We start from the raw sequence: 8,047 nt of genomic DNA, 5'->3' as shown, positions 1-8,047 counted from the left end.
CGCCGCAGGGTCGGTGCCGATCTGGCTGGCTGGGCAATGGCTCGAGGCCAGGCTTTATCAGGCTTCAACTTCTGAGCCGGAAGCCGTGGGGATAGCTGTGGGCATCGTTCTGCTCTGCTCTCTGGGAGCCGCCGCTGTCCCCATCTCCCGTGCCCTGTCCGTCGATCCTCTGACGTGCTTCGTGCTGAATAAGAAAGTCCGAGATCGTCTTTTCGAAGCCAGTTGGCGCGCGGGGACTGATAATGGCAAGCGGACTGGGCGCTCCTTCGCAAGTGATCGTGACAAGCCCCTGCTCGGTATGCTCGCACCGGGTGGGGCCGCCTGTTGGCGGTTTCGGCTGTCGCAGCGGGCTACGCTAGAGGAGCTTGGCAGGGAAAGCAAGCGGAAAGCGGCGAGTCAGGGACCATCAACACAAAGTTCACCACTAGCCTATGTTCTTGCTGACTCCTCGATGCCCTCCGACCAGACTGGTAGTTCTAATTTCGATGGACTCCATTCCGCGCACTTTTGGCCTTAGATTGATCCCGCAGATGATCGTTCACTCCTCGCGCAGGGTTTCCAGGGGGTCGACGCGGATGGCGCGGCGGGCGGGGAGGTAGCAGGCCAGCAGGGAGACCAGCAGGATGACCGGAGCCGCGGCGGCGAAGGTGAGGGGGTCTCGGGCGCTGACTTGATGCAGCATCCCCTGCATGACCTGGGAGAGACCTAGAGCGGCCAGGGCGCCACAGACGATGCCTGTTCCGGTCAGCATGGCCGCCTGACGCACGAAGCGCAGGTGGACTCGCTTGGGATCGGCGCCCAGAGCCATGCGGATGCCGATTTCCTTGAGCCGCTCGTTGACCGTGAAGGCCATCATTCCGAAGATGCCCACGGCGGCCAACAGCAGCGCCGAAGCGGCGAAGATCCCCAGCAGGATGAGGGAGAAGCGGCGTCCCGAGAGCGAAGAGCTGAAGATGGCTTCCAGCCGTTCGAACTGAACCGGCAGAGAGGGATCGAGGTCGCGGATGATGGCGCGGGCCTGGGCCGCCACCGAAGCATGGTCGAATTCCCCGTCCAGCAAGATGCTGAAGGCGGCCGTCCTCCGGGGACGCTGGCGCTGGTTGAGGTAGACGGTGGGCCGGGGCTCCATTTCCAGGCTGCGGTCGCGCACGTCGCCGACCACGCCGACCACGGTGAGCAGGTTCAGGGTGCCGTCCATGTTGCCGAATTGGATGCGCTGTCCCAGGGGATCGTCCCCCGGCAGCGAGCGGGCCAGCGACTGGCTGATGACCGCCACGTGGGGGGCGTCCGGCCCGTCCGAGGGCTGGAAGAGACGTCCCCGCATCAGGGGGATGCTCATGGCCTTGAAATAGCCGTCGCTGGCCACGCGGTATTCGCCATAGCCGGTGTTGCCGGCTTCCTGGAAGCGGCGCACCAGTTCCCGGCTGTAGGGTTCGCGCAGGGTGACTCCCTCGTTGTCGATGAGAAACAGTCCGTCGGCGAAGCTGCCGAAGTTGGAGAGCGGCAGACCGGTGGTGCCGCCCACTTCTTCGACGCCGGGAATCTGCTTGAGGCGCTGCAGGAGTTGGGTGTTGGACTGGGCCAGCCGGCGGCTTTCCTCCTCGTCGCCGGGGAAAGCGCGCGAGAGGTGCAGCACCAGGCCGCCTTCGCTATCGAATCCGGGCTCGACCGAGATCAGTTGCTGGAAGCTGCGCAGCAGCAGTCCGGCGCCCACCAGCAGAATCAGCGTCACCGCCACCTGAGTCACCACCAGCGCCCCGCGGGCCCGGGCCCTTCCGGGTCCTCCCGAGTAGGAGCGCGATCCCTGCTGCAGGGCCGAGGCCAGGTTGGCTCCCCTGAATTGGACAACGGGCAGCAGCCCGAGCAGGAGTCCGATGAGCAGCGAGAGTCCGCTGGCGAAGGCCAGGACGGGCAGGCTCAACTGGATTTCTTCCAGGCGGGGCAGGTCGCCCGGTTCCAGACTGAGCAGAAACTGCAGTCCCCACTGAGCCGCGATCACTCCCAGGGCGGCGCCCGCGAGACTGAGCAGCATGGTTTCGGTGACGAACTGGCAAGCCAGTTTCCAGCCTCCGGCGCCCAGCGCCGAGCGGACGGCCAGTTCGCGGCGCCTGGCCGAGGACTGAGCCAGCAGGATGTTGACGATGTTGAAGCATCCCACCAGCAGGAGAATGCCCACGGCTCCCAGCAGCACCCAGAGGCGCGTCCGATAATCGCCCACCAGTTCCTCCTGCAGGGGCACCACGTCGATGTCGGTCAGCCAGATGTCGTCGCCGTACCTGGCGACCTGGCGGCGGGCGATGGCCTTCATCTCGGCTTGAGCCTGGGACAGGCTGGAACCGTCCTTGAGGCGGGCGATGACATACCAGTTGTGCGAGGTGCGGCTGTTGTTGACCGGGTAGAGTTCACGCGGGACCCAGATCTCGCTTCCGCGGGGGAAATTGAACTCGGAGGGCATGACGCCGATGATGCTGTAGGCGGTGTTGGAGATGTTGAGCTTGAGCGAGGAGAGGTCGCGGTTGCCTTCCAGCATGCGCCTCCAGAAGCCCTCGCTAACCACCGCCACGGGGGCGCTGCCCGTCGACAGCGATTCGCCCGCAAAGGTGCGTCCCAGGGCTGCTTCCACGCCCATGATGGGGAAGAAGTCGGCAGCCACGGTGGCCACCCTGGTGCGCACCGGCTCCTTGCCTCCGCTGACCGACGAGGTGCCGGCCCGGTATTGGGCCATGGCCTGAAAATGACTCGACCATTCGATCCAGTCCTGGTAATTGGGATCGGAGGAGGGACCGTGGTTGCCCGATTGGTTGACCCGCCAGACCCTCACGATCTGCTCGGGCTGAGGATAGGACAAGGGACGCAGAAGCACCCCTTCGACCACGCTGAAAATAGCCGTACTGGCCCCGATTCCCAGCGCCAAGGTGGCCAACGAAGCCACCGTGGTCAATCCGTTCTTGAGCAACTGCCGGTAAGCCACCTTGACGTCATGCACCAGTCCTCTCACGCCGCCCTCCAATCAAAGATCGAGGCGAGACACCCCCAACGGTTCCCACCCGGTTTCCCGCATAAGACTGCTCATCCCCAAGAATGGTTGCCGCCCGCTCAGGACAAGATTGAAGGTGATCGAGTTCATGAACGGCAATGTCTGCCGCTGCGGCACCTATCCGCGCATCCTCAAAGCCATCCTCAGCGCCGCCCAGGCCCCCGCGGGAGGTGGAAGATGAGGGACGACTCTCGAACCACAGATCCCAACTCACAACGACCTTCAGGCGACCAACTGGAAATGGAACGCTATGAACTCGAGCGCCTGCCGGCTTACCGTTTCGAGCTTTCGCGGCGACGCTTTGTGGAGCTCTTCGGCGGCGGCATCGCCGTAGGCTTCCTGCTGCCGAAGGCAGTGGCGCTGGCTCAGGAAAGCGGCGGTGGGCGCCGTCGCGGGCGCCAGACTCCGCAAGAGATCAGCGCCTGGCTGCACATCGCGGAGGACGGCTCGGTGTCCGTTTACACGCGCAAGGTCGAGGTGTGATCACCATCGACCGCAAGGATCTCCCCTCGGCCGGCGCCGGCGAAACCCCCATCGTGGCCGTGGCCCCCGCCCTCGGCAATGCCATCTTCGACGCCACCGGCACCCGCAAACGCACGCTCCCCATGGTTCCGAACGGCCTGCCTAATCCCATACAATGAGACCATGAGTTCGATTGCGGCCCAGATCGCCCGGGAGTTGTCGGTTGAGGAAAGGCAGGTGCACAGCGCCACCGCCCTGCTCGATGAAGGAGCGACCGTTCCTTTCATTGCCCGCTACCGCAAGGAGGCCACCGGCGGCCTGGACGACGCTCAGTTGCGGACCCTGGAAGAGCGGTTGCGCTACCTGGGCGAGTTGGAGGAGCGGCGCGAAACGGATGGATTCCGGTCGACATGCGACCAAGCGCATTGCAGGGATCCGCACCGCAACTGGAGGGAGAAGAGCAGTGTCACAAAGAGCCCCTGATTTTGTCTACCCAATCTACATCGCTGCCAGCCCCGAAGAGGTCTGGCAGGGCCTGATGGACCGCGACATGACCGAGGCCTACTGGCAGCACTACAACGTCTCGGAGTGGAAGCCGGGAGCCCGTTGGGAGCACGTGCGCGCCGACGGCAGCGGCGAGGTCGACATCGCCGGACGGGTGGTCGAGGTCGATCCGCCGCGAAAGCTGGTCATCACCTGGGCTTATCCCCAGGACATCGATGATGAGTCCAAGCTTTCGCGGGTCACCATCATCATCGAGGAAATGGGTTCGGACTGCCGCCTGACCGTCACCCACAGCCAACTGGAGCCGGGCTCGGACATGGAGCACGGCGTGACCCTGGGTTGGCCGGCGGTGCTGTGCAACCTGAAGACGCTGCTGGAGACCGGGCAGACTCTGTCCGACGAGCTATGGGCCAAGATCGTGGAAGCAGCAGCTTCGCAATAGCCGACTCCCAAAGGACCAACTCACAAGACTCACAAGTCGAGAGTTGTGAGTTGTGAGAGTTGTGAGTTGGTCCTTGGGGATTGGGCCTTGCGACCGCAGGTCGCCCTAGGGTCGGATGACGAGGTCGGGCCAGCAGGACGTTTCCTCGTCCAACTGCTCATCAAGGCCGCCGAACCGGCCGGCAGCATCGGAGCCGTCCGAGGACGGGAAGCGGGGGTCGAGGATGCGCTCGATGCGGTCGTGGACGTCCTGCAAGTGGTAGCGCGAAGCCGTGTCGGCAGCCCGGCTCAGCGAGTTCTCGGCCCGGCTGCTGATTTCCATCAGTTCGCCGCGCAGGAAGGGACGCATGTCATCGTCCGCGCCGTCGCTGCCGTTGAGCCGTGAATCGGCCAGTTCCAGATAGGCCCGCTGCAAGTTGCGTCGGTAAGCATCGACCTGCACGGACTGCTGGTAGAGCTCGCTGAAGACGCCTCGCCTCAAATCGTCGAGGAACTGAGCCGGCTGATAGGCCACCGAGGGATCCAGCGCTTCCTGCTCCACCAGCCGGTTGAAGCGGTTGGAACTGAGGAGCGATCCCAGAACGCGTCTCTGGGCGCTGCCCACGCGCTCCAGCACTCCAGCCGGTTCGATGCGGCGCAGAATCTCCTTGCGGATCAGCCATTGCGGCGTTACGAAGGCGTTCTCGTTGAGAAAGCCGACGGCCTCCGACTGGCGCTCCCTGGAAACGGGCTGGAAGCGGACGCCCTGCTGCCCCCCATGGATCTGCTGGGAGTCGAAGCCGCCCACCAGAGCCGCCACGTGACCCATCTCCCGCACCCATTGGCCCAGCAAGCGGCCGTAGAGTTCGTCAAGGTCATCCCAGTTCTCACCCTCTTGGGTGGTGACGTCGAGCAGCATGTCGGCCACCCGCTGCAGGTTCTTGAGTCCCAACTCACTGGCCGCCACAGCGTCGGCGTCGCCCACCGCCTCGGTCAACTCGCCCGGATCCGATCCCTGGCTTCCGTCGGTGGAAAAGCGCAGCCATGGCTTGTCGTCCTGGGCACGGGCCCACTCGTCCAGCACCGCCTTCTCCTCGTCGGGAGTGGAGGCCCCGGGGATGGGCTTGTAGCCCCACATGACGGCCCATTTGTCGTAAGGGCCGATTTTGGGGATGAGGTCTTCGATGGGAATCCCGTCCTCGGGCTGAGCCACGTAGTTGAAGCGGGAATAGTCCATCAGGGTGGGGGTGTGGCTCATGGTCCTGACCCACTCCGGGTCGCGCACCTTTTCCAGCGGATAGGTGGAGCTGGCCTTCATGTTGTGGGGAAAGCCCAGGGTGTGTCCCACCTCGTGGGCCACCACGTACTCGAGCAGCACCCCCATCAGTTCGTCGGGAAAGGGGAACTGCTGGGCCCGCTCATCCAGATGCCCCACCTGCAGGAAGTACCACGATCGGAGCAGGTTCTGGACGTTGTGATAGAACTGGATGTCGGTCTCCAGGATCTGCCCCGTGCGGGGGTCGTGGACATGAGGTCCGCTGGCGTTTTCGATGTCCGACGGCAGCCAGCGGATGACCGAGTAGCGGGCGTCCTCGGGATGCCATTCGGGATCTTCTTCGGGCGCGGGCGCTTCTTTGCAGATGATGGCGTTTTTGAATCCGGCCTCTTCGAAGGCCGCCTGCCACTTCTCCACTCCCCTCTTGACGTAGGGGATCCATTGTGGCGGCGTGGCCGGATCGACCCAGTAGACGATGGGCTCGAGCGGTTCGGAAAGCTCGGCCGAGGGGTCCTTTTTCTGCAGCCGCCAGCGCGTGATGTAGCGCCGTTCCACGGCCTTGTGCTCAGGACGCGAGTAGTCGGTCTGGCGCACCGAGAAGTAACCCACCCTCTCGTCATGCAGCCGCGGCATCATGGGGTCTTCGGGCAGCTTGACCATGCTGGAATGAATCTGCACGGTGGCGCTGCCGGGATCCATGCCGCGCCTGAAGCGGGAGGATGGCTGAGGTCCGCGCCGTCCCCCTGAACCGCCGCTCTCGGGCGGCTTGGTGTAGGTGTGGGTGGCCCGCGCCTCGATGTTGGTGGGGAAGGAGTCGATGCGGTCGACGAAAGAGCGTCCGCGGTCCATGTTGCGGGCCTGCAAGCGGGAGCGCGCGCTGAATTCCTGCACCTCGCGCGAAAACAACGGCGTCACCTCGATGACGGCCGTGGGAGATGAGTCGTCCCCCCCTTCGGCTTTGACGGCGAAGGCTTGGATAATGGCGGGGTTGTTAGCGGCCTCCACCGCCAGGGCGATGGGATGGCCGGGATCGGCCACGATGTCGTACTCCACGTCGCGCAGCAGAATCTGGTCTCCGCGCCTCTCCCAGCGCACCACCCGGTTGTCCAGCCGCTGGCCTCCATAGCCGACTCCCAGGGTGGTCTTGGCGATGGTCGTCACCCACAGGAAATCCTTGCCCATCTCCGACCGAGGAATCTCGTAGTAGTACTTGTCTTCGATCTTGTGGACCTTGAAGATGCCCTCGTCGGTCTCGGCCTTGTCGGTGATGACTTCGCCGTAGGGCTTGATCTTCTCCTCCTCCTCGCCACCGCCACGGCGTCCCCGCGAACCCCTCTGGCCTTCTTGCGGTTCGTCGCCTTCTTCTTCTTGAAAGGCGTAAGCCGTCCCCGAGCCGTCCCAAACCAGATCCGGAGAGGTCACAACCGCGATCAACAACAAAACCCCTGCCCATCTCAAGCGCGTCAATGAATGCATCGAATCAGTCCTCCAATTCAGTGGTCGAGAGGCCCCGAGTATGCCACAGCTTACTTGTCGCGGCGCAGGGTGAGGCCACCGTCGATGGTGAGGATCTGGCCGGTGATGTAGTTGTCGGGATGGAGCAGCAGGCGCACGGCGCGGGCGGTGTCTTCAGGGCGTCCGAAGCGGGGGATGATGCCCTGGTCGACGAAGAAGTCGTATTTGCCCGAAGCGATCGACTTGAGCGCCATGCCGGCCTTGTTGACGCCCGGCGCGATGGCGTTGACCCGGATGTTGCGGGCGCCGCCGTATTGCTTGGCCATGATGCGGGTGGCCTGCAGCAGGGCCGTCTTGGGTCCGGCGTAGTTGATGCTGGAATCGAAAGGCGCCACCGCCTGCATGGTGGAAAAGAAGACCACCGAGCCTTGCACATCTCGGTCCACCATGCCGGCGATGGCTTGGCGGGCCAGCAAGATGGGCGCGTAGTAGTTGCGGGTCATGGAATCGTGCAGGTCGTCCAGGGTGACGTCGTCGAACTTGACCCGTCCGGGATCGCCGGTGTAGACCACCAGCCCGTAGAGTCCGTCTCCCAGCGAGTCCGCCGCTTCCAGATAGCGCTGACGCACCTCGGGCAGGCGCAGGTCCCCTTGCACCAGGTGGATCTCTGCGTCAAAGCGCTGCCGGCAGTAGTCTTTGAGATCCTCGGCCCGCCTCTGATTGGAATGGTAGCCGCAGACGACATTGGCGCCGTCGCGGGCCAGCAGCGCCACCGCCGCCGCCCCCAGCCCTCCCGAGCCTCCGGCCACCAGAATGGTCTTGCCCTTGAGCGCGTCCTCTCCAAAGTCAAATGCAAATTCACTCATGAGCCGCACAGGATATCAGGATAGAGG

6 protein-coding genes and 1 pseudogene are annotated in these 8,047 nt (G+C 64.1%); 4 read left to right on the top strand and 3 right to left on the bottom strand.

The genetic code is table 11. From position 1 onward, the window contains the following. Positions 1–538: 538 nt before the first annotated feature. Positions 539–2,998, bottom strand: coding sequence for an ABC transporter permease (locus VLU25_06420; protein HSR67558.1), 2,460 nt, complete (start codon positions 2,996–2,998; stop codon positions 539–541). A 216-nt stretch (positions 2,999–3,214) separates the two neighbouring features. Here VLU25_06420 and VLU25_06415 point away from each other — a divergent pair, with 216 nt between their 5' ends. The 4 genes and pseudogenes from VLU25_06415 to VLU25_06400 all read left to right on the top strand — a co-directional run bounded on the left by VLU25_06415 (position 3,215) and on the right by VLU25_06400 (position 4,445). Next, entirely contained in the window at positions 3,215–3,520 is a 306-nt protein-coding gene (locus VLU25_06415) for a hypothetical protein (protein HSR67557.1), read from the top strand. Beyond that, entirely contained in the window at positions 3,517–3,678 is a 162-nt protein-coding gene (locus VLU25_06410) for a hypothetical protein (protein ID HSR67556.1), read from the top strand. The genes VLU25_06415 and VLU25_06410 overlap by 4 nt, the downstream gene beginning before the upstream one ends. 4 nt (positions 3,679–3,682) lie before the next feature. After that, a pseudogene (locus VLU25_06405) lies at positions 3,683–3,892 on the top strand (Tex-like N-terminal domain-containing protein). Between the two features lie 70 nt (positions 3,893–3,962). Then, on the top strand, positions 3,963–4,445 hold the full coding sequence (locus VLU25_06400; protein HSR67555.1) for an SRPBCC family protein: 483 nt from the start codon (positions 3,963–3,965) through the stop codon (positions 4,443–4,445). Between the two features lie 105 nt (positions 4,446–4,550). On the opposite strand, the gene VLU25_06395 is transcribed toward VLU25_06400, so the two are convergent. Together VLU25_06395 and VLU25_06390 are read right to left on the bottom strand one after the other, a co-directional pair. Beyond that, entirely contained in the window at positions 4,551–7,175 is a 2,625-nt protein-coding gene (locus VLU25_06395; GenBank protein HSR67554.1) for a zinc-dependent metalloprotease, read from the bottom strand. Between the two features lie 50 nt (positions 7,176–7,225). Then, complete coding sequence (locus VLU25_06390) at positions 7,226–8,020, bottom strand: SDR family oxidoreductase (GenBank protein ID HSR67553.1); 795 nt, start codon at positions 8,018–8,020, stop codon at positions 7,226–7,228. Positions 8,021–8,047: the final 27 nt, after the last annotated feature.

The organism is Acidobacteriota bacterium (assembly GCA_035471785.1).
Classification (GTDB): domain Bacteria; phylum Acidobacteriota; class UBA6911; order RPQK01; family DATIPO01; genus JANQFM01.
This window is presented reverse-complemented; position numbering and strand designations above follow the sequence as displayed.